Genomic DNA, 25,539 nt, shown 5'->3' with positions numbered 1-25,539 from the left:
ATGAGTATTAAGAAATTTCATTATTTAGTATTGCCAGTGATAATTGTAGTAGTTTGCAGCTTGTTTACTATTAAGGAACGAGTCTCAACTCTTGATTACCAATTAAGTAGTGTTTTAAAACAAATAAATAGCGAAAATAATAATATTCATATTTTGAAAGCAGAAAAAGCTTATCTCATCTCGCCAGCAAGGTTAAAAAATCTTGCAACTGCTTATTTACAATTACAAACGGTAAAACCTTGTCAAATGGTAAGAGATCCGTTATCACCGATTACTGCCTCAAATATTAAATTTGATCATGATATTAATATTTTTAAAAGCAATAGTAAGTGGAGACATAAAAAAATTACAAATAATAAATATATACAGACAGTTTCAAGTAGAGAGAAGTAAGTGTCATATGTCATTCCCGCGTAGGCGGGAATCCAGAAAAAAGCTTAAATACAGTAAGTTTTTAATACTAAAAGTTCGATTTATCTCGCTTTATGCTGGATTCCCGCCTACGCGGGAATGACATTAATCTGCTTGAAACAAAACAAATTAATATGAAACAGATTTTAGAAAAGTGGAAACCTGATATTAAGAGTTTAATATTCTGGAATGTTTGTAGTAAAAATACAAGAATCCGATTATTTATAGTTATTGGTGCTTTTTCTTTTCTTTTCTGTACTTTATCTTACAGACTCGTAATAGTTGCTACTAATGTTTATGATAAAAATCTCCACGCTCTAAAAAAGAATAGCCAGTTTAGAAAAGAAATAGTCGATCGTAACGATAATTTGCTTGCTGTAAACTTACCATCTGCGTCATTATTCGCCAATCCGCAAATAGTAATTGATCCCGAAACTTCCGTAAAAAAAATAGCTGACATTCTGCCTGATATCTACAAGGCTAAGCTACTTGCTGATCTTAAATCCAATAAAAGTTTTGTATGGGTTAAAAGAGATTTATTGCCTAGTCAGCAAGAGAGAATAATGAGTCTTGGTTTGCTGGGTTTTGATTTTGAAGAAGAACAAAAGCGTATTTACACATTTTCTAATTTATCATCTCATATCGTGGGTTATGTTGGTAGGGATATGGGGGGGCTTAGTGGACTCGAACTTGCTTATGATAAATATTTAACTAATTCCGATCTTGATTTAAACAAGCCAGGAAAACAGAAAGAGCCACTTAAATTATCGATTGATATTAGGTTGCAAAGTATCTTAAGCGAAGAAATCGACAAGACTTTAAAGCAATTTAGTGCTATAGGAGCGGTGGGTATTATTGCAAATCCTAATAATGGTGAGATTCTAGCGTTAGTTAGTAAGCCGGATTTTGATCCTCATTATCCAAGCATTGCAAAGCCTCAGCAGCTTTTTAATATGGCAAGCCTTGGAATTTATGAAATAGGTTCGGTGTTTAAGTCTTTGACTATGGCGGTCGGTTTTGATACTGGTGCGATAAATATGAATGATGCTTATGATATAAGCTATATGAAAGTCGGCGGGTTTCAGATTAAGGATTATACTCCAAAGCAAGGGTGGCATAGTGTACCGGATATTTTTCTGTATTCTTCAAATATTGGTGTAAGTCAGATTATGCTTGAAATAGGTAAAAATAATTTTAGGAAATATTTAAAGAAATTAGGTTTGCTAGATCAAGTGCAAATAGAATTACCGGAACGTGGTACTCCTCTTTTCCCTTCAGAAAAAAGATGGAACGAACTAACTAGTGCTACTATGTCTTATGGTTATGGCATTTCAATTAGTCCTTTACATTTTGTCAGGGCAATGCTACCTGTTGTAAATGGTGGTATTTTATATGATCTTACTTTGTTAAAAAGAAATGATGAAAAGGTTGAAGGGACAAGAGTATTTAGCGAAAATACTTCAAAGCAAATGAGGCAGTTATTTAGAACTGTGGTAAAAGACGGGACAGGTAAAAGGGCAGAGGTAAAAGGATATTTGATTGGTGGAAAAACCGGTACTGCTGAAAAATTATCAAGCAATGCTGGTAAAAAGAAATATCTTAAAAATAGCCGTACTACTTCATTTTTGGGATTACTACCAGCCTCAAAGCCTGAATATGTTATCTATATTATGATTGATGAGCCAAAACCGACTAAAGAAACATTTGGCTTTGCAACAGCTGGTTGGACTGCTGCACCTACTGCCGGAAGAGTACTTGAACGCATGATATCACTGTACGGCTTAGAGCCAATAGAGCAAATAGGGGAGGTGGTGGAGTAAGTTTTTGTTATCGTCATTGCAAGGGGGTATTGCCCGCATGGATCGAAAAACACCCTTAATGTCATTCCCGCGTAGGCATTGTTTATTACTGGATTCCTGCGATCAACGGAATGACATAATGACGGGAAAACTGAAATCGAGTCTAATAAACATTTTTTTAGAGGTTTATATTTATGCAAAATCAAAATCCCGATTATAGCCCTGTTATTGAAGAACTTAAAAAATCTTATAAGAACTATATATAGCCAAAGATGCGTTAATAGAGGTCGGCACACTTACTGTAACTGTTGGGGCTCTGGGGTTATTGCTATTTTTTGGACCTGCGGTATCAGGATCATTAATGTTTTGTTCCGTTTTGGCTGTAGGGAAAGCTAAAGAGGCGTATAAAAAAGAATTATTAAATGCTCTTTCTATAGGTGAGCTAGGCGATGTTACGGAAATCGAGAAATATTATAAGCAGCTTCCTAAAAAATTACGAGAAGATTGGGTGGATGATAATATTTTCCCTAAGTTAGCTAACCATCTGAAAGAGAAGTTTTTCGTGGATAAAATATTTCGTATTGATGAGAACCCTAATCCGATTTGTCAAGTAGAATTACAAGATTTTAATCAGGAAATAGATAATGAGTGGGTTGATATATCAGGAGATAGCAAAAATGTAGCATTTTTACAATGATTTTTAAAATTACTCTAGTAAAATAGTTGAAAAAAGTTTTTTAGTTGTTAACTTTTTAAATTTAAATTGCTAATATCAGTTAAATATTTTAGACATAGCATTATTTTAAGGTAAGACAATGGCAGATGATGAGGATAATAAGAAAGATGTATAGCTTAATGCGATAAGATAGTGACTTAGAGTATGAGTTAGATTATACTAAATGAAAAACTTATGGCAAAGGCATATTCATACGATTTAAGAATACGAGTAATAAAAAGTTTAACAGATGGTAAAACAATAAAAGAGACTTCTGAGATATACTCTATTAGTAGGAAGACTATAATAGAATGGAAAAAATTAAAGAAACAAACCGGCGATATCAAAGCAAAAAGTGGTTATCATACAGGACATCGTAGAATAATAAGAGACATAGAGGGATTTAAAAAATTTATAGAATTAAATTTTGATAAAACCACCATGGAACTAGCTAACAACTGGAGTCAAAAAGTATCTGCAAGTACGATATCAAGATTGCTTAATAAATTAGGTTATAGTTATAAAAAAAACTTTTCTTCATCCCAAAAGAGATGTTGGTCTAAGGAATGAGTTTATATTGAAACTAAAAACTATAGACAAACAAGATTTAGTATTTATCGATGAATCTGGGATAGAAGATAATAGCTGTAGAGAACACGGGTGGAGCATTATCGGTCAAAGATGTTATGGTGAAAGGGTCTATCAATATAAATCACGGATTAGTATGATTGCTGGGGTGTCTGCCAAAGATATTATTGCCCCAATAATATTTGATGGGACATGTAATAAGGACATTTTTGAAACTTATGTACAAGAGATATTGATCAAAGAGTTAAAGCCTGGTCAGATAGTAGTAATGGATAATATTAATTTTCATAAAAGTACAAAAGTGAAAACGTTAATTGAATCTGTTGGTTGCAGTATTTTATTTTTACCAACTTACTCTCCTGATTTAAATCCTATTGAGCATTACTGGTTTAAAATCAAGAACGAAATAAGAAAAACTGTTTCTAATTTTGAGCACTTTTTTGATGCGGTTTACTATGCTCTTAAAAAAGTCACTACCTTATCGCATTAAGCTATACCAATTAATGATCAAAGTGGTACTAATATTTACTTATCAAATAAATACGCTAGAAAAGCTAATTTAAAAGAAATTTTAGCAGATTATGAGGAACGTAGAAAGTGCGAAGTGCATGAATTATATAAAACAAATGCAATTTTAAAACAAGTGTCAGATGATGGAAATAAAGACGTAGCTTGGGATTTATTTTTAAATCTTACCATAGGAGTGAAAGAAACAGCTTTTTATTTAGCCCAAAGTTTAATATATGGTTATGGGATAAAGCAAGATGAGTTTTTAATTTACTTAACCATGGCTATTGGAGTCAAACTAGGCGATAAAGAAACAATAAAACTTATCGGTCAAGAAGTTATATCACCTGAGATACAGAAATTAGCAGCTAAATGTATTGAAAGAATAAAATTCCACGAAGCAGAAGTAAAAAATAGAGAATTGAAGTGGGATGAGATAATGGCTCGTGGTAAAGATTTTGATAATTTAATTAAAAAAGAGTCTGGGCATTCTTATTATGATTCGATCCCAAATGAAGGGACAGAAATGAAGAAATGGTCAGTTTTTGTTGAGCCAGTAAGTGATAGCACGCCAGACCTAAATATAGCAGAGCCTTATAAAGCCTCAGATGCGAATAATTTTTTTGTTGAGAGTTATAGTAACAACCCACCATCTGCTCCTAAAAGAGCAGAGAGTAAACAAGAAGCTACAGGGTTAAAATCTTTTTTTAAGGGTATGTTTAGTAAAGCCCCTGAAGCCTCCACTGCTCCCAAAGCTACTTTTGTTCCGGTTGTTGCTCCTAAAGTTACATCCTCAAATATTTCGTATAGAGATATTTTACTTAGAGATCAAGAACATCCTGAAATTGCGTTAAAATTACAAGAAGCAACAATAAATACTAATTTAACAATTAGGGTGAATGGTCAACATATATTCGAAGTTAAGCAATATAGAGCTGTTAAAATTCCTGATGCTTTAGAAAATATTAAAACACCTACCATAAAATTTGTTTTTTCTTATTTAAACGGTATAAAATTAAATGATGAGTTTGCAACACATCCAAAGGGCACAGCACATCTAAAGCTTGATTATAATGCTAATGGTAGATTAGAAAAATTAACCTTACCAAATCCACCAATTTATTTTAAGGATAAGCCTGGTTATCCTGCATTTTGTATCTTTAAAAAGATTATGTGCAGTTTACCGGTAGATAGTGGACAACTTGGTCATTTAATGCAAATAGCACCTAAAGTAGAATTATTAGGCTAAAATAAAATATTATTCTGTATCTGTGTTATTTTTGCATAGGCGTTGCCTGCGTGGATCATTCTCCCCTGTAATCCCGTGAATAAATCACGGGATTACAGGGGAGAATGATCCACGCAGGGATGACAATAAAGCGTGGTTCAACCCATGCAAAAAGACCTAAAAATACATATTTGATAATTTTTTATATTTTTTTGAAAAAATAGCTTGCAATCTTTTTTATTATAGTGCAGTATAATAACATATCTTGTCATAGCTCCCAAAGTGCATTAAGCTCACACTTTGCTATATAAATTTTAACCTCCGGTAAAATTTTCTATTGACTTTTATATAAAAAGGTATAAGTTTTTTACAATCCAATTTTTTGTAAAGGATTTATGCTAGGTTATAAAAAAGAGCAAGTTAGTTTAACTCGCAATCAAAAAGAAGCCATAGGCTTATTATCTATAGGCACATTTCTCGAATATTTCGACCTCATGCTATATGTTCATATGGCAGTACTTCTTAATGATTTATTTTTTCCTGAGCTGATACACGAGTAGCAACTTTTTATTCTGCTACTGCATTCTGCTCAACATATGTATTTAGACCTATCGGGGCTTTAATATTTGGCTGGATAGGAGATACTATAGGGCGTAAAGCCACGGTTATTATTACGACTTTTTTAATGTCGCTGTGTTGTCTTGTAATGGCTAATTTAAAAACTTATGCTGAAATTGGCATTACTGCAACCGTTGTGATTACGATTTGCCGAATTGCTCAAGGTATGTCTTCTATGGGAGAATTAGTAGGTGCACAACTCTACTTAACTGAGTTAGTTAAAATTCCTCAACGTTATTGGGTGGTAGCCTCACTTACTATTTTTACAACTTTAGGGGCAACTGCTGCATTAGGAATCGGAACACTTGTTACTTCTTTTGGTTTTGATTGGCGTATTGCGTTTTGGTTTGGTGCAGCTATTGCTGTAGTAGGAGCTGTTGCAAGAACTAATCTTAGAGCCTGTCTTGAAAAGATATAAGAAATAATTTATATTGTCAAAAAATAATAAAGTAGGAATATGTATCCCAGTGATATAGTGGAAGAAGAAAGGATACATTTAGCTCCATTTGTTGGTCCTTGCAAGATAGGACGGTCACGTAAACATAATATAAGAGATATAATTAATGGCATTCGTTACGTAATGAGGAGTGGTTGTCAGTGGTGATTATTACCTAAAGATTTTCCCCCATGGCAAACAGTATATGACTATTATTTACGTTGGCGTAAGAATGGTAGATGGCAAGAAATACATGATAGATTAGTCCAAAAAGTAAGGGAGAAAGAAAGTAAGAAATCCACTCCTACTGTAGGGATTATAGATAGTCAGTCTGTTAAGACTACCCAAAAAGGGGAGCTAGAGGATATGATGCAGGCAAGAAGATTAAGGGTAGGAAACGCCATATAGTTACAGATACACTTGGTTTAGTATTATCATGTGAAGTGCATTCAGCAGGTATACAAGACAGAGATGGTGCTAAAAATGTAATAATCAAGGCAAAAGCAAAATATCCTAGTATTATCAAATTTTTTGCAGATAGTGGTTATGCTGGAGCATTACAAATTTGGTGTTTTTTAACTGTAAGAGCATTACTGACAATTTCTCGTAAAATTGTTGATCAAGTGGGGTTTAAAGTGATTCCCAAGCGTTGGATAGTTGAACGTACTTTTGGCTGGCTCAATAATTTTCGTCGTATGAGTAAAGACTATGAGCATAACTATAAAACTTCAGAACATATTATTTATATCAATATGATTACACTTATGCTTAAAAAATTGACTAAACCTTAATTTCAAGACAGGCTCTTAGAGAAACGCCCGATTTTGTTAATGCAAAAAAACGAATAAAAGAAACTGTAGAGCGAGCAGGTATAGATAGTGATCGTCTAAAATCAAGTCCTATTTGGAAAGAAAAAGTTAATAAAACTACAGCCTTTACTTTATTTTTTCTACAATGTGGAGCACCTTTATGGTTTTATGTCGCTTATGTTTATTGCGGTAATTTATTAAAAAGCTCCTTTGGCTATAGTGCTGCTCAAGTAATTCATCAAAATTTTATTGTTTGTGCTACGGAATTAGTAAGTATATTCATTGTTACTTATTTAACTTATAAAGTTCATCCTTTAAAAATTCTTAAAGTAAGATTAATAATATTTTCTGTAGTAGCTCTTGCTTCTCCTATTATATTAAATAATATCTCTAACGCTACTGAATTACTTTTATTCCAACTGTTTATTGTGGTATTTGCTCCTACAACTTTTCCGGCAAGTGGAGTATTTTACTCAAGATTCCCAGTATTAAAACGCTTTACATATAATATTTATATATGCTATATCCAGAGCATTAATGTTTGCTGCTTCGTCTTTTGGAACAATCTATTTGATAGATTATTTTAATCATTGGGGATTATTATTCTTTATAGTTCCAATTCTAATCGGTTATGCATTTGGAGTAAGACATTTTAAAAAGTTAGAGATGGAAGCTGGAAGCTATCATTAGAAAATGTTACTTTTTTTTCAAATTCAATATCAGAAACTCGTAGACATAATGCTGTAAATTCTTGTTCTAGTTTGTAATCTATGTTAGCTGCAACAAGTAAAAAACTAACTAGGCTCTCCTCTATAATTTTTTTAGCTTTCTCGGGTGATTTAGCTCCTAAGGTTTGTACATTATGGATACGATCGAATAATTTTATTAAAGCTGTATCATATCGTTTTTGTTTAACTAATATGTTCAGACTTTCTTCAGCGGTAATTTTTCCATAAGGTTTAATACGGGTTAAGCCTTCAACGTGGCTTGCTACTTCTTCCCCGAAGATTTCAGTAATCATTTCTTCGGTTAATTTTGTATCTTCAATAGTATCGTGAAGTAGTGCTGCTTGCATAATTACAGCTGTATAAAGCTTAGGTGCTTCAGCGGCTGTAAACTCTGCCACCATAATAGCTACTTCAATCGGATGAGAATAATACGGATCGCCTGACTTACGCATTTGTGAGCCATGATATTTACGGGCGTAATATATTGCTTTCCTCACTTCTTCAAGATTTATCTGGTTTGCTACTTTTGCGTTTAAATATTTGAGTTTATCGAGAAGTTTTTTAGCATAAATGCATTCTTCAAACTTTTCTTTCCAACGGCTTAAATCTTCCATAAAGTTACTTATAAATTTATATAAATACATTCTTGTACCAGCTTATAATCAAAGTGAAAAGTAAAAAATTACAATAATGAATATTTTTTAAACTTTATGTTGCAAAATTTAGCCATTATTAAACTTTAACCCCCAGTAAAATTTCTTATTGACTTTTGGTAAAAAAAGTATAAAAGTTTCAACACTTAAAATTACTTTTTTATAAACAAATAAGATTTACGTTAACGTTTGTTAAAGTCATATAATTAGTAAGGAAATTAAGCTCTTTCTTGATTGGTTGATTAAAATTATTTGACATTAAATATAAGTTACATTGACAACTAAAATAAAGGAAAAGCAATAAAAAAATTATTATTATTTATAATATCTATTATCCCTTATAAATAATATAGTTGCACCAGTCAGCTATTTTATAAATCATGTACAGCAATTAAATCAAATAAAAACTAATCTAGAAAAATACAGGCAAACAAGTATTGTAGGCATCAGCGGGATGGGTAAAACCCAGCTAGCTAGAATGTATGCTTACGGAAATAAAGATAATTATAATTTAATCTGGTTTATTGATTGCAATTTAAATATTAACGATGAACTTTTAAAACTAGCAAAAGCTATTAACAAAGCCGAAGAAAAAACTGTAATTGCAGAAGAGGTGGCTAATGTAAAAAAAGAGTTGATGGAATATCTAGGGCAGAATGATAAATGGTTGTTAGTATTTGATAATTTAAAAGTAGGTGAGAATAAAAAAATACAAGATTTTATTAACTGGGAGCATAACGGCAATATTATATTTTGCTCACAAGATAGCGATATGATGCCTTATATAGTAAAAGCTGTACCATTTAAAAAGCAAGAAACTGTTGAACTTGCGAATAATATTTTATTGGACAAAGATAATAATTTAGTAGAGTTTTTGGTACAAGAATTTAAAGGTTATCCGGTATTGATAGTACAGGGAGCACAAATATTAAATAATGTTCCAGGATTAGATAAAGAAAAGTATAAACATCAAATACAAAAATCTAACGATAAAATAGATTATAATATATAACTGGTAATTAATTGTCATTGCTAAAATAAAAGGGACCAGTAAATTGCACGAAAAAGGGACCAGAGAAGTTGGTGTGACCTAATAAGGTTAATGTGCAATATTCACTAGATAATTAAGCAAGTAAATATCTAGTGATACAATGATAAGAATAAATATGTATACAACAATTATCACCCTTTATAAACAAGGCAATAGTCAAAGGAATATTGCCAAACTAACAAGAACAGACCGCAAAACAGTACGAAAAATAATAAACCGCTATGTAGAGGCTGGTACAGAATCCCCAGCAATCTATGAACGATCTTCAGTTTTGGATTTTTGGCACGAAAAAATAATTGAGTTATTAGAAAAAAATCTAAGTTACATAAGAATTTTTGAGGAGTTAAAAAATCAAGGTTATACAAGCAGTTATACTTCTTTGACCCGTTATATCAAAAAATATAAAATTAAGGATAACAGTTGCATTCGTTTTCATACTTTAGCAGGAGAGGAAGCACAAGTAGATTTTGGTGACATAGGCTTACAGTATAATTCTAAGGGGCGTAGAGTTAAAGCATATGTATTTAATATGCGTTTAAGCTATAGTCGCCTTGATTATTATGAAGTAGTGTTTGATCAAAGTTGTCAAACATGGATTCAATGTCATATCAATGCATTTAATTATTTTGCTGGTAGTCCAAAAGTAATAAAACTTGATAATCTTAAAGCTGGAGTGGTAGATGCCAATTTTTATGAGCCAGTATATCAGAAGGAATATAAGTGCTTAGCCGATCATTATGGAATTTTACTTTCTCCTTGTCGAGTTTATCAACCGCAAGAAAAAGGCAAAGTTGAGTCGGGAATAAAATACGTTAAAAATAATTTTTTTGCTGGTCGTAAATTTGATAGATATGAAGAATTAACACATGGTCTTGCAAATTGGTTAAATAAGGTCAATAGCCGAATACATGGTACTACTAAGAGAATACCTAGAGAACTGTTTGAGCAAGAGGAAAGAAGTAGTTTAATTCCTTTACCATTAGAAACTTTTGATTTGTCATCTTGGCATAATCGAAAAGTAGCAAAAGATTGTCATATTACCATAGATAATAATTATTACTCTGTACCAGCAAAATATATATACAGTGATGTAATGGTACAATTGTCCCCAAAACTTGTTCAAATATTTTCTATACAAAATGATTTAATAGCAAGACATGTTAGAACAGAGGGCAAGGGGATATTTACCACTAATCCGTCTCATTATGCCAAACACAAACGTCTATGCCCAGGTTTTATAGAATATAGTGAACATTATCAACAACAAATGCAGCAGATAGGGAATAATTGCAGTTTATTATTAGAATCATTACAACAAACAAGAGTGAATGATTGGCAACGTTGTGCCAGAGGCATCATTTCTTTACGTAAGGTTTACAATGATGACTTAATAGATAAAGCCTGTCATAGAGCACTACATTATGGTATAAGTTCTTACTCTAAAATTAAGAATATTTTAAATAGTAATGCAGTAAACTTACCATTACCAGAGTTTGGAGGTAATAATGCAGAACTTATTTAATGACCTACGAAGCTTTAGATTATCAGGTATAGTCAATAGTTTAAATGAAAGGATTATTTATGCTCAAAATAATAAACTAGGATTTAAAGAATTTCTATCACTATTATGTGAAGATGAAAAATCTAACCGTAAGGATAATAATTACCGTCGCCGTAAAAGTGCTGCTAAATTACCGGTAACTAAAAATTTAGAAGACTTTGATTTTAATTTCCAACCAAGTGTTGATGCCAAAGTAATAAGTGATTTATCAACTTGTGATTATATTAATACTAAGGGAAATGTAATATTCATAGGTGATTCAGGAACTGGGAAAACTCATCTTGCCATTGGGCTAGCATTAAAAGCTTTAACACGAGAATACTCTGTATATTTTACTACGGTATCGGATATGCTTTATAATTTACATATTGCAAGAGCAGATAATAGTTATCACAAAAAGGTTAAATTACTCCTATCGTTTGATTTATTAATTCTTGATGAGCTCGGGTTTAAGCAATTGCCAAAACATTCAGTAGAAGACTTTTTTAATATTATTGCTAAACGATATGAAAATAAATCTACCATTATTACCACAAACAAGGATTTTGAAAAATGGAATGAAATATTTGCTGATGAAGTATTAACTCATGCAATTATTGATCGAGTGGTACATCATGCTCATATACTAAACATAAAAGGTAAAAGTTATCGTATTAATAACTATAAATCTGGAGGTAATATGGCATAAAAATTTTTAAATATAGTGGTCCCTTTTTGACGTAATTTACTGGTCCCTTTCTAATTGACAATGACATTAATCAATTAAGCCCTAGTGCTAAACAGCTTCTGAGTAAAATAGCATTACTCAATAATCAAAGTTTTTCCAAAGGTTTTCTTTGGTATTATTACTAATAATGCAAATAATTTAGATGATGATATTTTTGAGCTATCAAAATTTGCTTTAATATCAAATATAGATGCTAGTGAGGATAATCCTGTTTTCGAAATGCATGATGTTATTACACAGAAAATATTAGAAAAAAATAGTGCAAATAATAGTAAATATTTAGAAGAGGCAGTTACAAAATTTATTTGTAGAAGTCAAGATTTGATCTTACAGACACTATAAAAATTATATCTGAATATCTGATAAATTATGACTGTCAGATGAGTATTCAAGATATAAGATTTCATTGTTCTTTTCAATAGCTAATTTCTTACTATCCTTAAAAGTTTGCATAGGCGTTTTACCATAACAATATTTTCCTGAATGTGGTCGCTCATTATTGAAATGCTCTAACCAAATATCAAGATCTAATTGTAAATCATCAAGATCAGTGTAGATCTTTTTCCGCATAGTTGTATCAAAGAATTCTTGTGTCATAGTTTTATTAAAACGTTCACACATACCATTTGTTTGAGGAGAATATGCTTTAGTAATAGTATGTTCTATACCTTCGATACTTAGAAATAATTCAAAAGCATGATGCTCTATATTTCCCTTATATTCTGACCCGCGATCTGTCAGAATACGAAGTATTGTATGCCTTGAGTTTCATACCATGGTAACACGCGGTCATTAAGCATATCAGCAGCAGTTAAAGCTGTTTTATCAGTATATAGTTTAGCATCAGCTACTCTGCTATAGCTATCAATAAATACCTGAGAATAAACCTTACCTATACCCTTAAAATTTCCTACATAATATGTATCTTGGCATCCTAGATAACCTGGATGCTGTGTCTCAATCTCGCCATGGGCTTCTTTTTCGCTACGTCGTTTCTCTAGTACTTGTAACTGAGATTCAGTAAGTACAATACCATCCTGAGCCATCCTTGCTTCTAATGCTTTAAGCCTTTTATTGATATTGTTTAAATCATTACGTAACCAAATTGATCTCACTCCTCCAGGTGATACAAGTATACCGCTCTTCTTAAGCTCATTTGATACTCTTAGCTGACCATATGCTGGATATTCTATTGCCATATCCATTACTGCCTTCTCTATCGCTGGATCAACTCTATTGGCTATTATTGGCTTTCTTCGACTAATTTCATACAACGCTTCTTCACCACCAGTTTCATACAGTTCTTTAAATCTGTAATAACTATCTCTGCTATAGCCCATCGCTTTACATGCTGATGATATGCTACCAAGACTCTTAGCGAGTTCTAGTAATCCTAATTTTGGCTTTATTATTTTTTGATTTAAGTTCATTTCTTATCTCCATTTAATAATTAATTTATTTTACTAAATGTAAGATAAAATCTCAACTATTACAATTTATTAATGGTACACCACAAGGTGGAGTAAAAGCGTTTATGTATAGAAACGCTAAAACAGTGCCAGAAAATATTGAGATAATGACTCAAAATGCTGAAAAATATAATATAGGTACTTATAAATTATTAGAGTTGAAACTAAAACAAATAGTGCAGTGTGATAATTCTTATGATCTAGTAGGTGGAAAAATATTAGTCGATTGGTTTGATAAAAACGATATAGATGGAAAATATAAATTATGGTTAATGAATAATGAATAAAAGCGAGTATATGCCGAATATTTAAACTTAATAGGAGCATATTACTTAAAATATCCTAATTATCAGAGATCTATAGAATATTTGACCAAAGCTAATAAAGTATTTGAAGACGTTAAAGGATAAGAAGAAATGAAAGCTAATGTAGTATTTGGTTTAACACTTGTATATGTTTCAATAGGAAATATTGAGGAAGCACAAAAAAACATACAAATTTTAAAACAGCAGCTAGATAAAAAGTTGGAAGATAATTCTGATAAAACAATGTTATATGGTGCTAAAGCAAAATTACTTTTTATAGAAGGAAAATATCTTGAAGCATTAGAGCAGATTAATTTATCTATTCAGACTGCTATCTCCGGGGGATTATCTCCAGATGCTTTATTTCTCACTGGTAATTATTTAACTAAAGCTGAAGTATTAAGTAAACTAGGGCAATATCAAGAGGCTCTTAATCAAGTAGAGCAGGTATATAACATGCAAAAGCGTGTAGGAAAAGAAACGAATGTAATATTTGGTAGAATATTTACTCAAAAAGCAATAGCATTATTCGGTTTAGGTGAAAAAGACAAAGCTTTAGAATATGCAAATAAGGCACTAGAGATTTTTAAGAACAATGATAAAAACTTTATGAGTAGAAGAATGCCCGATGTATTCAACCCTATAATAGCTATTACATGCACAATAAGAGGGGATATATTATTTGCGGATGGTAAACTTGAGGAAGCTTTAGATAGCTATATGGATGCACGAGGTATATATTTTAATGTTTATAGAAGAAATTATAAGAATGTAGCACAAGTAAGCGAAGTAAATCTTAAAGGAGCAAAGGTTGCGTGTAAAAGAAAAGACACGCTTAACTATAAATTTTTTGCTAAACCACAAATTATAGATTTTGGAGCGGAGCATCCCGACTCAATAGAAATGCTTGAATATTGTAAAACTTACGGTATGGGTTTAATTAGTAATAAAGCTTATATAGATAAATCTAGAAAATAGGGAGATTAAAAAGAGGGGATATTTTGTTCCCCTTATACTTTGTAGAAAATTTAAATTGTTTCAGCTGTAACTTCAGCTGTTTTACCAGTCAGCTCAAGTTCTGGTATTTCGATTTCATCAATTAACTGTTCAGTTAATTTCTCAACTGTAGAATTATTATTATAATTTTTAGCAGCCTGTAAAATAAGTTTTGTTAAATCAGTGCTATCTTTTGTTTCTGGGTGTGCTCTTATGATAGACAAAGGCGTAATCTGATCATATACAGTATTTCTAATATTAGGATCAGCTCCATTTTCTAAAAGAAATTGAGCTATCTCATACAATTTCAGTGTACAGGAATAATATAGAAGAGTGCAATGATCTCCATCTTTCATATTAATATCAAACCCTTTATTAAGAGCTTGTTTAATAAGAGCTTTAAACTCATTTGTTTGCTCTAAAGTTTTAACATTAAAAAGTGCTTCACACAAATTTTTTAAATATCCAGAATCAGGTGTACGAAATTTTATATAAGTTGGATGCATATAATTTTTAATTTTATTATTAATGAGTTTATTAATAGTTGAGTTAATATTAATTGTCAAATTAATATTTTAAAGGTTTTTTAATAAAATCAATCTGCAATTAATTGTTATGAGTTGGTTGTTTTAATACTAATACAAAATAGCAAGGTATTATATTTTGCTTTCTATCACTATGCATACTTGTTTTATTTGAAAAATTGGCTACGTCGACTTTGTAAATCCTCAGATGCTCACGTACTTTTGTACGCTCCGCTCCTCGGCTTACAGCCTTCTTGCTCTTTTCCAAATAAAACTTCGTCTACCAACTCTTCGTTTATACGAGATATATTAGGTAAACAAAACTTTACAAAAAATTAAAAATAGTTCTTAACTCATTAAAAAATTAATTAGAGTTAATAAATTATGATAAATCAAGAAAGTTCTAGGACTATACCAAATAACCCTAAAATTATTACTTTTCCTGATAATAAACCTATTCTTCTTAATAGTAATAATTTAAAGCTGCACGAACAAAGGCTAAAGAAAGCAGAATTTGATCCTGATAATTTACATGATTCTATTAACTTCATAAAAAATATTAAAGGTTCGGTAGAAATTATTGATTACTTAATTAATTATGCATCTAAAAAAAATGCTATAACATTTATACAAGATGTTATAATAACATTATTTAATAATTATAAGTATGAAGAATTTAAAGATAATAGATTACTTAATAAGTATGAAATTACAAAATTATCTGAAAAAGTCTTTGAATATAAAATAGGCAAAAAACTATACAGATGTTCACTTAAGGCTAAAGAAAATAATAATTTAGAGTTTAAGGAAAGCACATTTTTTAAAATAAAAGCTATGTGTCTTGCTATAAATGTTGCTATAAAAAGTAATCATAAACAGACAGCTGAAGAATTAATAAAAGAACTGTTAAAAACTGCTGATGTAACCTTAACCTTATTTTCAAGAAGTAACTATGATAAATATGAAAATTCTGCAGCGACTATTTTAGGGTTTATATCTTTGCTAGAGCCAGAAGCACAAATTCATGCTTCTAGAATATTAGAAAAGCACATTCAACAAAATTTTTGTGGATTATCAAACTTTTCTAACAGTTTACTATCACAAGGATGTTTTGATGAAGCAATAGAATTATTGGAAAGTAAGTTAGTAAATATAGATAATGAAGATTTAGCAAATAAAAATGTAGATATAGGTAATTGTTATTATAACCTTGGATTAGCATATTACAAAAAAGCGGATTATCAATCTGCAAAAAAATATTATTTACACACTTTAAAATATTTACCAAATGATCTAGATACAACACTAGATCTTTATAAGATTCATACAAAACTTAATGAAATAGAAAATGCAAAAAATTATATAAATAATTTGGAATCTAAAGACATAAAAATCTTATTAGAGATAGCCCTTGATCTTCCTAATATTTCCGCCTCAAAGTTAAAATTAATTAATAAAGCAGTAGTACCTCCGGTTTTACATTTTCTAATTCAAAATCTAGAATATATAGCTAAATTTAATGAAAATAAGTTTTCTAGTGCTGATAAAATCAAAGTGTTTAAAAAACTTCTTAGTAATTGTAGCGATGATATATTATTGCTTTCAACGGCACTTTATACTCGACAATATAATTTTGCAAAAGAGATTATACCAAAAATTCCTAAGGAAGAATCATTACAAAATAAATCTTTATGCCGATTAAAAGCTTTATTAGGATTATGGGGAAATAGTGAAGATATACAAATTGTTATTGATAAAAATAATCTAGCAGGAAGCGAAGCTACGGATATTATTAATATCTCTAATACTGTTTTAATTGCTAGCGGGGATTCTGCCTCTGTACCGCAAAAGGTAGAAAACGCTTTAAAATATGACTATAAAAACGAAAATACTTTAGAAATTGGTATAGCAGCTGCCTTATTAAATAATAATCAAGACAAAGCTAAAGAATATGCTAATCAATTAAATGAAGAAAAGCAGCAAGAAATTTTTGCAAATTATTCTCAAGACAATAAAGCTGAAAATATAGAAGAGCTTATTGAGCAATATGATGCAAAAGAAATACATGCGTATTATCAACGCATAAAGCAGCAAAAAATTCTTGAAATTAGTCAAAAAATTACTAATGACAAAATTATTGGTAGTTGGAATATCGAAGGACAAAGAATTACAACTAATGATGTTACTTTTGTAGGTAAATATAAAGGGCTTAATTGCTTTGCAAAAATTAAAGAGGAAATTTTAAATAAATTAGATAATAACCTTATTGATTCTTTTACTAACGCCATATCAAAAGGTATTACATATTGTCAAACAAGCATTAATGGTATTAAGTTCTTACAAAATAAAGTTGTGGAAAACGGTGATATGCGTTTATTTACAAATATAATTTATAAAAATTCTCAAGAAGAACTATTAATAGATTTTGACAATTATGGTAATCATAGCGAGGTGGAAAGATTTGCTAATGATTATAAATTAGAAATAATTGGAAACGTAGAAACATTGTAATTTTGACTGTACTTAAATTAATTGACTTTTTTGGGGAGTTAAGTATAAATTTTAACTGAAGCAGTTAGAAACTGCTTTGGGGTGTCGAAACTTCTTGTTACATGGTGGGTATCTACCATTAAATGATACCATCCTCGGCTTTATTAAGGTCGGGGGGGGGCAATAGTTATGTCCAGGGTTTAAGGTGCATACCTTAAACCTAAAGGCTATTGTAAACTGTTGTAACGGTTTTCTTACCTCCCGATGATTGTGTTCGAGAAGTCAAGAGAATATTTTATATTGGTTTTGCCAAGGTCGTTTGTTTTTAACAATGTTATTGACAATTATTACTATTTTTCTCATTACTGCAGTAAGAGCTAATTTTTTAGCTTTTCCCTTTTCTACAAGTCTTTTATAAAAAGGTTTAACTGCGGGATTACATCTTACAGATGTAACAGCAGCCATATATAATGCCGCCCGTACCGTTTTCCTACCACCTTTAGTTTTTGCTTTAAATCTTGTTTTACCGCTTTCCTTACAGTGAGGTGCTACTCCTACTAAAGAAGCAATTTGTTTACAATTTAAATTACCAAGCTCTGGCAACTCTGTAATTAAGGTTATTGCTATAATCGAGCCAATATCCGGGATAGTAATAAGTAAATTATATATTTCTTTATAACTTTCTATATTTAAAATATGATATAATATAAGCTTTTCCACTTCTTCTTTTTGATCATTAAGTAAATTAATAACACTATTTATACTATTAATTATTTTTTGATTAGTAACTCTACGTAAGCGATTGCGTTCAGATACTATCATAGTAATTAGTTGGTTACGTCTAGCTGTAAGCTCTTTTAATTCTTTTTCTATTTCATTCGCCACTTTTCTAGATTCAGGATTCATTTTTTCTGCAAATAATGCTAACATTTGTGCATCAATAGTATCGGTTTTGGTAAACTTACCTCTCATAGTTCTAAACGCTGATGTAAAATAAGGATTAACTACTGAGACTAAATATCCAACTTTTTGTAAAGTATTTGCTGCTTCATATTCAAGTCTTCCGGTAGCTTCAATTACAATTTTAGCAATATTATAATCCGCTATATATTCGACTAGCTCATTAATTCCTTTTTGGTTGTTATCAAAAACTTTATATTTATTCAACGGGTGTAACCATATATCTAAAGTATCCTCAGATACATCTATACCTATAAAAATATTCTTTGTCATGTTTTCTCTCCTGTTCTATGTACGAGCTAAGGGGTTATTCACGATCAACCATTAAGATCAAGTGAATAACCCCTTGCTCTATTGATTGTTCGGAACCAAAGGAAGTAAGGAGTAACATATCGGGGCACGGTTCATTAATTATAATTATATTAATAACCTGACCACCATCGTTACCTCCTTACAATATCTAAAACTATGCATCATTTTAGATACTTATTAAATACATAAACCACCAACGTTATGCTCTTTGGTGGTTTTAATTAATCGGGAGGCATCAAATGTCAAATCAAAATAAAAAAACCATTCACAATATTAATTTAGACTTCATTGAAAGAGAAGTAAATATTCTAAAAGATGAAGTTGCACATTTATTAGAAAGCCCCATAACAGATAAAGATATTGAAAGAATAGAACAACGCTTAGAGGAATTAGAAAAAATGTTTTACAATTTGAACTGACGCTAGTTAGTAAGACATAAGGGTTTTGCTTGCGTGGATCAATTTTTCCTTTGTCATTCCGCGAGCTTGTAGCAGGATGAAAGAGGAAAAATCGATCCACGCAATGAATTCTTAAAAAAAACAGTTTAAATTTTGTTTGCAGAGTCTATATGCATATCCATTAAATATTCTGCTAAGTGCTTTTGTACTTCTTCCGACTTACCTTTTAAAGCACATTGATATACTTCTTGTATAATAGAAGTAATTTTATGCATAGAAAAATCAATATTTTTATCGGAAATAACATTTGTAGTAAGGCTTACAACTTCACCAAATAATTTTATTTGTTTGGGCTTTAAAATATCAATTTGAACCTCTTTATCATCAGAAATTAAAGATTCTACCTTTACATTTAAAGCATTTGCTAATTGTTTAATAGTATAAATGCCAGGATTTTTAGAGCTACCAAATATTATACTATTAACAGTGTTTCTACTTAATCCTGTTAAATTTTCAATATCTTTAGCACTCATTTTTCTTTGAGTCATTAACTCATTAATTTTAGTTTTTAAATTTGACATAAAATAAAATTACTGCTTGTTTTTAATATTAAGTATGTTGTTTATATTTAAAGTAAAAATATAAACAAATTTCTTTACATTTCTACAAAATAATATAATCTAAGCTGTATAAATTTAATAACTATAAAAAAACCAGTAAATATTTCACTTATTAAAATAGATATATTTATTGGTTTAATATAAATCATAATATTGTTACGAGCATACTAAAATGCTTTAAAAAAAGCAAGAATATACCTAGATATACCTTAGGTATAGAGATATCTAGTTTCAAAACAATTCAGATTTTACTCACATATCTTATAGCTTTTATTTGAACAATATTCTTAACAATTTATGCCTTGGGTTAATTTAAGTTCTTAACCCAGGGTACCAAATAAAATCAGGAGAATATTTTATGAATAGCATAGAAACAAGAATATTAGATTATGGAAGAAAAATAGATATGAATCTACAAAATATTTCTGAGCAAATAAATCAAATACAGAAATTAATAGGTGAGATTCCTTTAGATGCAAGGTTAGTTAAAGAATATGACGATGAAGATGAGTTTGATGATGGAGTATGGATAGAATTTCCTTTTAGAGAAACAACATAAAATTTATAATTTCCAGCTCAATATAGATAGACTGGTTGCTTTAAAAGTGGTAAAGTATAAATTCCTATAAGTAAATAAGATATAAATTATGATGTGGTTGTTAATAGCTCTTTGTTTAACCGGCTTAGTTTTGATTGTAGGAGTAGTATCGATGGCTATTGGTGGAAAATTTGATAGAAAATTTAGCTCAAAGCTTATGACTATGAGAGTTTTTTTTCAGGCAGTTGCTGTATTATTATTATTTGTAATATATTTTTATAAAGTTAATTTATAAACTGCCTGAAAAATTCTATAATTATTACTCGTTTTCTTCCATCTCTTCCCTTATTTCTCTCCATTTTTCTAGAATTTCTTCCAGCGTTTCCCCTTTAACCTCTACTTCATGATCTTCAAAATCTGTTAAAGATGTAACCATTTCTTTTAGTACGGCTAGTTTCATATTTGGGCTATAGTCATCGCTGTAATTATCTTCAAGATGTTCGGCAATTTCTTCAATATCACGCCAATGCATTAGTGTGTTCCTCTTTAGTTGTCATGTAAGCTTATTTATTTAACATGTTATCTGATATTTGCCATTATTTTTTAATAAATATTATTAACTTAATAAATTATTGTAGGCAAGTGAGTTTATTATGCAACTATATACTCTTCTGCTTTGAAGAATTGGCTCTGCAAAACTTCAGAGAACTCGCATGCTCACCTATTGAGTACAGGATGTGCGTGCTCGTCCCTTGTTTTACATTCCAATTCTCCAAATCATTTAAGTATACTATACTTAAATACATTACAAAGCTTATGTTAGTTTGCATTCTTTACATTTTAGGGGTTTTATGGTATAATAGTTAAAAAGAAAAAACTCAAAAATATGTCAATACTGCCTATCGTTACAGCACCTGATGAAAGGTTAAAACAAAAATCTCAAGCCGTTCCAGAGGTCAACGACCACATTCGAAAATTCATGGATGATATGGTTGAAACTATGTATCACGAAGATGGTGGAGGGCTTGCTGCCGTACAGGTTGGAGTGCTAAAACGTATCATGGTAATTGATATAAAAGATCATGATCCGATTAAGAGACCAAAAGATTTCTATCCGTTATTTATAGTAAATCCTGAAATAATAGAAAAATCAGAAGAGCTTGTTATAGCTAACGAAGGATGTATTTCAGTACCGCAGCAGCGTTATGAGATAGCAAGATCAGAGTCTATAAAAATCAGATATTTAGATTATCATAATAAGCTGCAAGAGCTTGAAGCTAATGATTGGCTTGCAAGAGTAATTCAACATGAGTATGATCATTTAGAAGGAAAGCTAATGATCGATTATTTAAGTAGCATGAAACGCGATATAGCTCTTCGTAAGCTTAAGAAACTCAAAAAAAATATAGTGTGAAGATAATAGACTTCTTGAATAACGCAGCTAATAAAGAGGAATTTGCAGGAAACACGGCACGCAGCACCGCAGCGTACACTTTAGTACGTGAGGATGCGAGTACCGGATTGACGCCCAAATTACCTTTAAAAGCAAGTTATGCAAAACGTCTGATTTTTATGGGGACACCAGAGTTTGCCGTCCCTGCTCTTACGAAACTTATAGATTCTAATCATCAAGTAACAGCTGTTTTTACGCAATCACCTAAAGCTAAGGGTAGGGGGCTTAGTGAAACTAAATCTCCCATACATCAATTAGCTGATGAAGCTCAAATTCCTGTATACACTCCTGCAACGCTTCGAAATGAAGAAGCTACAAATCTAATTAATAGTATTGATGCTGATATAATAGTTGTTATTGCATATGGTTTTATTATACCGCAAAATATTTTAGATGCTAAGAAATATGGTTGCCTTAATATTCATCCGTCTGATTTACCTCGTCATAGAGGAGCGGCTCCTTTGCAGCGTACTATTATAGAGGGTGATAAAACAAGCAGCGTATGTATTATACAGATGGATGCAGGGCTTGATACGGGTGATATATTGATGAAAGAGGATTTTGACTTACCTGAGAAAATCACGCTGCAAGAGCTTCATGATAAATGTGCTAATTTGGGTGCAGAACTCTTAATTAAAACGCTTGCAAATATCGATAAGATGGTGCCGAAACCTCAGTCTAATGAGGGTGTTACTTACGCTCGTAAATTAAATAAAGAAGAGGGTAAAGTTAATTGGCAAGATTCTGCCTATGCTATTAATTGCAAAGTCAGGGGGATGAATCCATGGCCAGGAGTATATTTCAAATATAATGATAAAATGATCAAAATTCTTGAGGCAGAATATTCAAATGAATATCATAATTTTATTCCTGGAACAATTATTAACAAAAATTTAGAAATAGCTTGCGGGAAAGGAATATTAATGATAAAAAAACTTCAACAAGAGGGTAAAAAAGTCTTGAACACTGAAGAATTTTTAAGAGGAATTAAACCCCCTGTCATTAATAAAGTACAATAACAAAAATGTTAAATTTTACAAAATATTTTATACCCATAGTTTTTTATTTTTTCTATGCTAGCAATATTTATGCAATAAATAATAACCATCAATTCATTGCAGTCGAATCATTAGAATCTTCTAATATAAAAATCAAAAAATTACTCGAAGAAAAGAATACTAGTCAGTTTATTTTAGAGTTACCAAACGGCGTAGTAATTAATGAAGGTGGAATTTTAACTGAAGAAGGTTATATTCTGCAAGATACTCAAACAAGCACAGGTGATCAACATCGTTTAGTAAATAAGAAACGAGATATTAACGAAGAAAATCCATTATATTTTAAAGGAAAGCTAGCAGTAATTTCATCTCCTGGCTCTGAAAATTGGTATCATTGGCTACTGCAAGTTTTGCCTAGATTAATTATATTAAAAGAATCAAACTTTGAGTATGATCGTATTTATGTTAATAATTTAAAATATCAGTGGCAAATTAAATCACTAGAAGATTGGTTTTAAAGTAATATATTTAGAGCTACTTTCCCCTCATGAGCAAGCTCAAATTTTTAACAAAGCGAAAATAATAATCGGAATACACGGCTCAGGGTTTGCCAATCTTATTTTTGCAACTCCTAAATGTAAAATCGTGGAAATTGATCACGGCACAAATCCTCCGAGAAGCTTTTATAAAAGAATGGCAAATTATATGTCATGCGATTATTATCCTTATTACGTAGATCGAACAACTGAAGAACATTTAGAAGATGATATAAAAATAGATATCAATAAATTTATGAAATTTTTTAATGATTTAAATAAATAAAAAATTGAAATCTAATTCCTAAAATCGTTGTTTAATAAGTAAGACTCACTGTAAGTTTTGACATTTTCTTAAAAAGCTATTATAATCAACTAGTTAATTATATGACCAGTTCAATTACGGCTTTTGATGCCAAAACTCATTTTTCTAAGCTATTAAATAGAGTAATTAAAGGTGAAGAGGTTTTAATTACTAAAAGAGGAAAAATTACTGCAAAGATTGTTCCGGTAAATGCTACACATGACGTAGAAGCTGCAATTATAGCTGCTAATAGAATTAAAAACTTGCTCAAGAGATTAATTTACAGCCTTCAGAGTTTGAAGAATGGAATTTTTATAGAAAGATAGGTAGAAAATAGCATGGCTTCGTTTGTTTTGGATGCTTCCGTAACTCTTTCGTGGTTCATGCCTAATGAGACAAAGCAATATAAATTATTGGATAAAGCGACAACTGAAGGTGCTATTGTACCGATTATTTGGGGACTCGAAATAAGTAATTCCTTACTATATGCAGAAAGAAGAGGCGTATTGATGTATCTCAACGTCAAAGTACAATTTATTTATTAAAAGAGATAGGTATTAAAGTTGATCGAACAAGTTTAGAACATATTTGGTCTGAAACAATGGATTTAGCAGAGCGACATTGCTTAACTATTTATGATGCTAGTTATTTAGAGTTAGCATTACGTTATGATTTACCTCTAGCAACTCTTGATAAAGCCTTAAAATTAGCAAGTCAACAGGAAAAAAATTATTACACTTTAAATCAGTTTCTAAAATCGTTGTTTAATAAGTAAGCCTCGCTATTCATTTCGTTTAGCCTTGAGATAGTACGTTTGAATTCTTCAGCTCTAGCTGATCCCTGATATATTTTATTGGGGTTATCTTCTAAACTCATAAAGAGTAGAATTTTATAAAAATAGGCATTATCAATAAAGTTGATAAACCTAACTGCTAAATTAGTATTATCAGGTGCTATAATTTGGATATTCTGCACAATAATAATATTAAATTTCTGGCAAATATTGACGTAATCAATATAGCTAAGATTTCTTGTAAATAGTTCATTAAAATCAGTGATTAATATTCTTTTATGAACTTTTTGAAAGGATATTTCTCTCCCTAAAACTTCAATAGTTTGCGGAATGAAATTATTATCACTAATATCTGCAATAATTTTTTGGAACCTACCTTGATTTTTAGATGTTAGGGGATAAATGATCCTATCGCCTTTGACATTCAAAGCTTTATCAAATCTGTAATCATGATTATTATCAAGATATTTAACATAAAATTCGTTATTTATTTTATCGATAAACGGCAAAAATGAATTTCTTTGCAGTCCATCTTTGTATAAATTATTAGGCTGCGAGTTAGAAGTTATAAAAATAAAAACATTTTGCTTTATTAGCTCATCAAATAATCTACCGATTATCATTGCATCGGTGATGTCTTTAATCTCAAATTCATCTATCCCAAGTACTCTAGTTTTTTTAGCATAATCTTTAGCAATTTTGGGTACGATATCTTTTTGATTTTCCAGTTGTAATTTATGCATTGTTTTATGAATATCCTGCATAAAATTTTGATAATGAATAATTATTTTTGGCACGTTAAGCTTTTCGAAAAAAGAATTCATTAGCATAGTTTTACCTGTGCCAACCGGACCAAACAAATAAATTCCGCTTTTAAGGTTATTTTTGTTAAAGAATTTAAATAAGCTCTTAGGTTTATTAAGCTCTATTGCTATTTGGCTTAATTCTTCTAATAAAATAGATTGTTTTATGTCTAATGTTATGGTCACTTATATAAAAAAAATTTAAGTAG

Annotated in this window: 30 protein-coding genes and 4 pseudogenes; 27 read left to right on the top strand and 7 right to left on the bottom strand. The window is 30.7% G+C overall.

From position 1 onward, the window contains the following. The 11 genes and pseudogenes from ACICQC_RS06210 (at position 1) to ACICQC_RS06160 (ending at position 7,801) form a co-directional block, all read left to right on the top strand. Entirely contained in the window at positions 1-393 is a 393-nt protein-coding gene (locus tag ACICQC_RS06210) for a hypothetical protein (RefSeq protein ID WP_395476393.1), read from the top strand. A gap of 152 nt (positions 394-545) precedes the next feature. Further along, entirely contained in the window at positions 546-2,231 is a 1,686-nt protein-coding gene (locus ACICQC_RS06205; RefSeq protein WP_395476392.1) for a peptidoglycan D,D-transpeptidase FtsI family protein, read from the top strand. A gap of 340 nt (positions 2,232-2,571) precedes the next feature. Continuing rightward, complete coding sequence (locus ACICQC_RS06200; protein WP_395476391.1) at positions 2,572-2,907, top strand: hypothetical protein; 336 nt, start codon at positions 2,572-2,574, stop codon at positions 2,905-2,907. A gap of 213 nt (positions 2,908-3,120) precedes the next feature. Beyond that, positions 3,121-4,003 (top strand): IS630 family transposase gene (locus ACICQC_RS06195; RefSeq protein ID WP_395476390.1). Its coding sequence is split into 2 segments (ribosomal slippage): positions 3,121-3,447 and positions 3,449-4,003, totalling 882 coding nucleotides; the frame shifts between segments, so codons are not numbered across the junction. Positions 4,004-4,117: 114 nt separating this feature from the next. Beyond that, positions 4,118-5,269: a hypothetical protein gene (locus ACICQC_RS06190; RefSeq protein WP_395476389.1), complete on the top strand. Its 1,152-nt coding sequence runs from the start codon at positions 4,118-4,120 to the stop codon at positions 5,267-5,269. A 374-nt stretch (positions 5,270-5,643) separates the two neighbouring features. Beyond that, complete coding sequence (locus tag ACICQC_RS06185) at positions 5,644-5,808, top strand: MFS transporter (RefSeq protein ID WP_395476388.1); 165 nt, start codon at positions 5,644-5,646, stop codon at positions 5,806-5,808. 50 nt (positions 5,809-5,858) lie between these two features. Further along, a complete protein-coding gene (locus ACICQC_RS06180; protein ID WP_395477664.1) occupies positions 5,859-6,284 on the top strand; it encodes an MFS transporter in 426 nt (141 codons plus the stop codon). 39 nt (positions 6,285-6,323) lie between these two features. Continuing rightward, positions 6,324-6,470, top strand: a complete 147-nt coding sequence (locus tag ACICQC_RS06175) for a transposase (protein ID WP_395476387.1) — start codon at positions 6,324-6,326, stop codon at positions 6,468-6,470. A 42-nt stretch (positions 6,471-6,512) separates the two neighbouring features. Next, positions 6,513-6,710, top strand: a pseudogene (locus tag ACICQC_RS06170) (transposase); the annotation flags it as partial. Continuing rightward, positions 6,686-7,093, top strand: a complete 408-nt coding sequence (locus ACICQC_RS06165) for a transposase (protein ID WP_395477663.1) — start codon at positions 6,686-6,688, stop codon at positions 7,091-7,093. The pseudogene ACICQC_RS06170 and the gene ACICQC_RS06165, both read left to right, overlap by 25 nt. 359 nt (positions 7,094-7,452) lie before the next feature. Then, positions 7,453-7,801: pseudogene (locus tag ACICQC_RS06160) on the top strand (proline/betaine transporter). Here ACICQC_RS06160 and ACICQC_RS06155 read toward each other — a convergent pair. After that, a complete protein-coding gene (locus ACICQC_RS06155; RefSeq protein ID WP_395476386.1) occupies positions 7,764-8,453 on the bottom strand; it encodes an HD domain-containing protein in 690 nt (229 codons plus the stop codon). The pseudogene ACICQC_RS06160 and the gene ACICQC_RS06155 sit on opposite strands and share 38 nt — an antisense overlap. Positions 8,454-8,970: 517 nt before the next feature. On the opposite strand from ACICQC_RS06155, the gene ACICQC_RS06150 reads away from it, so the two are divergent. From ACICQC_RS06150 to istB, 3 genes are all read left to right on the top strand, one after another. Beyond that, entirely contained in the window at positions 8,971-9,504 is a 534-nt protein-coding gene (locus ACICQC_RS06150; protein WP_395476385.1) for a hypothetical protein, read from the top strand. A gap of 154 nt (positions 9,505-9,658) precedes the next feature. Further along, positions 9,659-11,065 (top strand): IS21 family transposase, encoded by a 1,407-nt coding sequence (gene istA / locus ACICQC_RS06145; RefSeq protein ID WP_395476243.1) that lies wholly within the window; start codon positions 9,659-9,661, stop codon positions 11,063-11,065. Continuing rightward, positions 11,049-11,792 (top strand): IS21-like element helper ATPase IstB, encoded by a 744-nt coding sequence (gene istB / locus ACICQC_RS06140; protein WP_341790851.1) that lies wholly within the window; start codon positions 11,049-11,051, stop codon positions 11,790-11,792. Before istA ends, istB begins: the two co-directional genes overlap by 17 nt. Before the next feature lie 384 nt (positions 11,793-12,176). Here the strand turns inward: istB and ACICQC_RS06135 are convergent. Continuing rightward, a pseudogene (locus tag ACICQC_RS06135) lies at positions 12,177-13,261 on the bottom strand (IS481 family transposase). 104 nt (positions 13,262-13,365) lie between these two features. Here ACICQC_RS06135 and ACICQC_RS06130 point away from each other — a divergent pair. Further along, the gene (locus ACICQC_RS06130; RefSeq protein WP_395476384.1) at positions 13,366-13,587 is read left to right on the top strand and encodes a hypothetical protein; all 222 of its coding nucleotides are present in this window, start codon (positions 13,366-13,368) and stop codon (positions 13,585-13,587) included. A 129-nt stretch (positions 13,588-13,716) separates the two neighbouring features. Then, positions 13,717-14,583 carry a tetratricopeptide repeat protein gene (locus tag ACICQC_RS06125; RefSeq protein ID WP_395476383.1) on the top strand — a complete coding sequence of 289 codons (867 nt, stop codon included), beginning with the start codon at positions 13,717-13,719 and terminating at the stop codon, positions 14,581-14,583. 50 nt (positions 14,584-14,633) lie between these two features. Here ACICQC_RS06125 and ACICQC_RS06120 read toward each other — a convergent pair whose 3' ends face one another. Next, the gene (locus tag ACICQC_RS06120) at positions 14,634-15,107 is read right to left on the bottom strand and encodes an ankyrin repeat domain-containing protein (RefSeq protein ID WP_395477662.1); all 474 of its coding nucleotides are present in this window, start codon (positions 15,105-15,107) and stop codon (positions 14,634-14,636) included. Between the two features lie 402 nt (positions 15,108-15,509). On the opposite strand from ACICQC_RS06120, the gene ACICQC_RS06110 reads away from it, so the two are divergent. After that, a complete protein-coding gene (locus ACICQC_RS06110; RefSeq protein WP_395476381.1) occupies positions 15,510-17,636 on the top strand; it encodes a tetratricopeptide repeat protein in 2,127 nt (708 codons plus the stop codon). 261 nt (positions 17,637-17,897) lie between these two features. On the opposite strand, the gene ACICQC_RS06105 is transcribed toward ACICQC_RS06110, so the two are convergent. Next, entirely contained in the window at positions 17,898-18,848 is a 951-nt protein-coding gene (locus tag ACICQC_RS06105; RefSeq protein WP_395476380.1) for an IS110 family transposase, read from the bottom strand. A 278-nt stretch (positions 18,849-19,126) separates the two neighbouring features. On the opposite strand from ACICQC_RS06105, the gene ACICQC_RS06100 reads away from it, so the two are divergent. Then, complete coding sequence (locus ACICQC_RS06100; RefSeq protein WP_395476379.1) at positions 19,127-19,306, top strand: hypothetical protein; 180 nt, start codon at positions 19,127-19,129, stop codon at positions 19,304-19,306. 125 nt (positions 19,307-19,431) lie between these two features. Here the strand turns inward: ACICQC_RS06100 and ACICQC_RS06095 are convergent, their stop codons facing one another. Beyond that, on the bottom strand, positions 19,432-19,866 hold the full coding sequence (locus tag ACICQC_RS06095; RefSeq protein WP_395476378.1) for a helix-turn-helix domain-containing protein: 435 nt from the start codon (positions 19,864-19,866) through the stop codon (positions 19,432-19,434). Between the two features lie 397 nt (positions 19,867-20,263). Between ACICQC_RS06095 and ACICQC_RS06090 the strand changes: the two genes are divergently transcribed. Continuing rightward, a complete protein-coding gene (locus tag ACICQC_RS06090) occupies positions 20,264-20,464 on the top strand; it encodes a hypothetical protein (protein ID WP_395476377.1) in 201 nt (66 codons plus the stop codon). Positions 20,465-20,552: 88 nt separating this feature from the next. Continuing rightward, positions 20,553-20,738, top strand: coding sequence for a twin transmembrane helix small protein (locus tag ACICQC_RS06085; protein ID WP_395476376.1), 186 nt, complete (start codon positions 20,553-20,555; stop codon positions 20,736-20,738). A gap of 24 nt (positions 20,739-20,762) precedes the next feature. Here the strand turns inward: ACICQC_RS06085 and iscX are convergent, their stop codons facing one another. Further along, positions 20,763-20,975 (bottom strand): Fe-S cluster assembly protein IscX, encoded by a 213-nt coding sequence (gene iscX / locus ACICQC_RS06080; protein ID WP_395476375.1) that lies wholly within the window; start codon positions 20,973-20,975, stop codon positions 20,763-20,765. Between the two features lie 354 nt (positions 20,976-21,329). Between iscX and def the strand changes: the two genes are divergently transcribed. The 7 genes and pseudogenes from def (at position 21,330) to ACICQC_RS06045 (ending at position 24,279) form a co-directional block, all read left to right on the top strand. Beyond that, entirely contained in the window at positions 21,330-21,857 is a 528-nt protein-coding gene (gene def / locus ACICQC_RS06075) for a peptide deformylase (RefSeq protein ID WP_395476374.1), read from the top strand. A 158-nt stretch (positions 21,858-22,015) separates the two neighbouring features. Next, entirely contained in the window at positions 22,016-22,915 is a 900-nt protein-coding gene (gene fmt, locus ACICQC_RS06070) for a methionyl-tRNA formyltransferase (protein WP_410526289.1), read from the top strand. A 5-nt stretch (positions 22,916-22,920) separates the two neighbouring features. Beyond that, entirely contained in the window at positions 22,921-23,412 is a 492-nt protein-coding gene (locus ACICQC_RS06065; RefSeq protein WP_395476372.1) for a hypothetical protein, read from the top strand. Next, positions 23,402-23,482: pseudogene (locus tag ACICQC_RS06060) on the top strand (capsular biosynthesis protein); the annotation flags it as partial. The gene ACICQC_RS06065 and the pseudogene ACICQC_RS06060, both read left to right, overlap by 11 nt. A 105-nt stretch (positions 23,483-23,587) precedes the next feature. Beyond that, complete coding sequence (locus ACICQC_RS06055; RefSeq protein WP_395476371.1) at positions 23,588-23,716, top strand: hypothetical protein; 129 nt, start codon at positions 23,588-23,590, stop codon at positions 23,714-23,716. Positions 23,717-23,817: 101 nt separating this feature from the next. Then, entirely contained in the window at positions 23,818-24,060 is a 243-nt protein-coding gene (locus ACICQC_RS06050; RefSeq protein ID WP_395476370.1) for a type II toxin-antitoxin system Phd/YefM family antitoxin, read from the top strand. Positions 24,061-24,072: 12 nt separating this feature from the next. Then, positions 24,073-24,279 (top strand): type II toxin-antitoxin system VapC family toxin, encoded by a 207-nt coding sequence (locus ACICQC_RS06045; RefSeq protein WP_395476369.1) that lies wholly within the window; start codon positions 24,073-24,075, stop codon positions 24,277-24,279. Positions 24,280-24,478: 199 nt separating this feature from the next. On the opposite strand, the gene zapE is transcribed toward ACICQC_RS06045, so the two are convergent. Then, a complete protein-coding gene (zapE, locus tag ACICQC_RS06040; RefSeq protein ID WP_395476368.1) occupies positions 24,479-25,516 on the bottom strand; it encodes a cell division protein ZapE in 1,038 nt (345 codons plus the stop codon). Positions 25,517-25,539: the final 23 nt, after the last annotated feature.

It is taken from the genome of Rickettsia endosymbiont of Pantilius tunicatus, assembly GCF_964291875.1.
Classification (GTDB): Bacteria; Pseudomonadota; Alphaproteobacteria; order Rickettsiales; family Rickettsiaceae; genus Rickettsia.
This window is presented reverse-complemented; position numbering and strand designations above follow the sequence as displayed.